The sequence below is a fragment of the Frankia sp. CcWB2 genome, from assembly GCF_977927585.1.
Genome location: NZ_CDWRCM010000315.1, coordinates 1 through 2,824 on the forward strand (window position 1 = coordinate 1; position 2,824 = coordinate 2,824).

At 73.4% G+C, this 2,824-nt stretch carries 2 protein-coding genes; both read left to right on the plus strand.

The annotated features are described in order from the left end of the window. Nucleotides 1-1,563: hypothetical protein (locus tag ACY45C_RS21025; protein WP_462189280.1), on the plus strand; the 1,563-nt coding region annotated here is incomplete at its 5' end. Between the two features lie 293 nt (nucleotides 1,564-1,856). After that, entirely contained in the window at nucleotides 1,857-2,675 is an 819-nt protein-coding gene (locus ACY45C_RS21030) for a glutamate ABC transporter substrate-binding protein (protein ID WP_462189281.1), read from the plus strand. The last annotated feature ends 149 nt before the right edge of the window (nucleotides 2,676-2,824 follow it).

Below are 2,824 nucleotides of genomic sequence, written 5' to 3' on the forward strand. Positions count from 1 at the left end.
GGGGAGCCCGGTGGCCCGGGCGGCCCGCGAGCGCGGTGGGGCGCGCGGCTCGCGCGGGCCGTGCTGGGCGTCGCGGCGCGCTGCGACGCGGGTGTCCGGCTCGTCGGGCTGCTGGCGTTTCTCGTGGTCGCGCTCGCGTTGTTCGGGTTGACGCTGCACGGCGTGGTCGCTCATCGGCTGGATGCGACCGACGGCCTGGTGAGCCGGCACGGCCGGGCGCTCGCCACGGCTCAGGAGTTGCGGGCCGCCCTGTCCCAGGCGGATGCCGCGGCGGCGGCGGAGGTCTTCGCGCCCGTCGAGCTTCTCGTCGGCAGGGGGGAGCCCGCCGCCGAGCTGCGGCATCGCTATGACCGGATCAAGAACGGCGGGCTGTTCGAGGCGAGTGTCGCCGATGCCGCCCGTGACGTCCTGGACCTGCGCCGACTCGACCCGGCCCTGTGCGCCGCGGACCCGCCCTGGTCCGGCCCCGCGGCGCCGCCGCCCGGACCCGACGGCGCGGGGACCCGGCCGTCGCCCGGGCGGATCGCCTCGTCGTGCCCGCTGGGCGTGCTCGCCGGGGGCATTCCTGTCTACAACGGGATGGTCGAACGGGCCCGGGCGAACAACCGGGCGGGGCTGTCCGTCGGCGAGGCCAACCTGCGGGCCGCCTCGACGATGATGCGCACGGAGATCCTTCCGGCGACCGAGGTGCTCGTCGCCCGGTACGCCGACGCGGTGGACACCGCCTACCAGCAGGCCACCGGCTCGCGGGGCGAATGGGCGATCGTGATCACGGCCGCCTTCGCGATCATCGCGCTCGTCGGCGTCCAGCTGCTTCTGGTCCGACGCACGAACCGACTGGTCAACCCGGGCCTGCTGCTCGGCACCGGGTGCATCCTGGCCACGGTCACCTGGACCGCGGTCGCCTTCGGAACCCAGCAGACCCGTCTCGACACCGCGCAAGACTCCGGGTACCGACCGATAAGCCTGCTCGCCCGATCGAAGACCCTGGCTCTGGAGGCACGGGTCGATGAGAACCTCTCGTTGACGGCGCTCGGCAACGGCACCCGTTTCGACGAGCACTTCGCCTGGGTGACCCGAGGCCTCGGCTTCGACGTGACCGGCGACCGCCTACCGCCCGAACCGGTCACCCGTCGTGGTTCGCTCGTCGTCGCCCTCGACGCGCGCGGGGGGGCCGGGATACCGGCGGGACTCGAGGGCGATCTGCGCTCCTGGCTGCGTATCCGGGCCTCGGTGGTGGCTCTGCTGGCCTCGTCACCGGACTCGGTCGTCGCGGCCGCGCGAGGACCGGGAGACGCCGGCTCCTCCGTCGGGGACCCGCGTTCCTCCGACACGTTCGGACAGGCGGTGACCCGGACCCTCGGGCCGGGCACGACGGCGTTCACCAGCTTCCTCGGCAAGCTCGACGTCGCGATCGACGCCGCCCGGGGCAGGTTCGAAGGAGATGCCCGCCGGGCCGCCGCGGCGTTGCGCGATCTCGAGCTGGCCGGCCCGGCGCTCGTCCTCACCGCGATCGTCGCGGCCGCGGCGGGGATGTGGCCCCGGCTCCGGGAGTACCTGTGAGTCCGCCCGGTCGGACCGGGCGCCGGCACCCCCCCATCCCGACGAGGGGAGTGGGCCCGGTGCTCGGGGGGATCCTCGTCGGCTGCATGGTCCTCGTGGGCGCTACGGGCTGCAGCACCGCCCGTAGTCCCCTTCCGCTGGAGGCCGCCCCGATGCCGCCATCACCGGTGCCGGGCGCCGAGCCCACGCAGGCGTCGGCGGGATCGGCCAACCCGGATGGAACCTGTCGCCGGGATGGCAGACCGCTCCGGTCGAGCGATCCCCCCCTCACCCCGATGCCTCCCCCCGGCCGGATGCCGGTGGGCAGCCGCCTGCGCGCGATCGCGCAGGACCGCGGCTACCTGCGCGTGGGCATCGCCACCGACGCGCCCCCGGCCGGGTTGATGAACTGGCGCACCTTGCGACTGGAGGGGTTCGACGTCGGCATAGCCCGCGCGGTCGCCGCGGCCATCTTCGGTGCCGAGCGGGTCGACAATCATGTCCAGTTCCGTGCCGTCACCACCTCCGAGCGGGAGGACTTGCTCCGTTCCGGCATGGTCGACATGCTCGTGGCCACCATGACCATCACCTGCGAGCGCAAGCGGCAGGTCCGGTTCTCCGACGTGTACTACGAGTCGACTCTGCGGTTGCTGGTCCGGGAGAACGCCGGGTTCCGCGGTATCGCCGATCTCGTCGGACGACCGGTCTGCTCGTCGGCGGGGAGCACGTCCAGCGAGAAGCTGGCGCAGCTGCCGGCGCCGGGACCCCGACCGGTGACCCGGGCCCGCATCGCCGACTGCCTGGTCGCGCTCCAGCACGGTGACGTCGACGCGATCGCCGGCGACGATGTCCTCCTCGCCGGGCTAGCCGCCCAGGACCCCGACACGACGGTGCTCGGGCCGAGCGCCTTCGGCGCGGGCTCCGAAGCCGGCGGCTGGCTCGACGAGCCCTACGGTATCGCCATGCCGATCACCGGGGACACGGCGGGAGACGACGAGTTCGTCGCGTTCGTCAACGGCGTGCTTCGCGAGATCATGCTCGACGGAACCTGGTCCCGCCTGTACGACGAGTGGCTGCGACCGGGCCTACGCGTACCCGGCCGCCCCCCGCTGCTCGACGGCGGCCGTCCCTGACCGGGCTGTGAACCGGCGGGCTGTGAACCGGCGGGCCAGGCGAACCAGGCGAAGCCCGGGAGCTCCAGGTCTCCGGAGCTCCCGGGGGCGAGCACGAGATCGAAGCCGGCGATTCATGGCGATTCATGATGAATGATGCGCATCCGAGG